The sequence below is a fragment of the Adlercreutzia equolifaciens genome (assembly GCF_029076695.1).
In the GTDB taxonomy this organism is placed as follows: domain Bacteria; phylum Actinomycetota; class Coriobacteriia; order Coriobacteriales; family Eggerthellaceae; genus Adlercreutzia; species Adlercreutzia equolifaciens_A.
Window position 1 is genome coordinate 1 of sequence record NZ_JARFIK010000349.1, and the last position, 304, is coordinate 304.

The 304-nt window shown below is 62.8% G+C and carries 1 pseudogene; it reads right to left on the reverse strand.

Annotation, left to right across the window (positions count from 1 at the left end):
- Window positions 1-108: 108 nt before the first annotated feature.
- Window positions 109-258 (reverse strand): annotated as a pseudogene (locus PZH32_RS14165) (pyridoxal 5'-phosphate synthase lyase subunit PdxS); the annotation flags it as partial.
- Window positions 259-304: the final 46 nt, after the last annotated feature.

Here is a 304-nt window from a genome sequence, read left to right on the forward strand (position 1 = left end):
TTCGTCTGCGGCGCGCGCAACCTGGGCGAGGCCCTGCGTCGTATTGCCGAGGGCGCCGCAGACGAAGGGGGCGCGAAACTGAGTCTTGTCAATGTGATAGGTGTCGTCGGCGGGGGACAGCACTTCCGACTCGTCGATATAGTCGATATCGATGGCCTGGAGAATTTGGGCTTCGGCAAAATGGCCGATACGGCATTTGGCCATGACGGGGATAGAGACGGCAGCCTGAATGCCCTTGATCATGGCGGGGTCGATCATGCGCGAGACGCCGCCGGCAGCGCGGATGTCGGCAGGGATGCGCTCC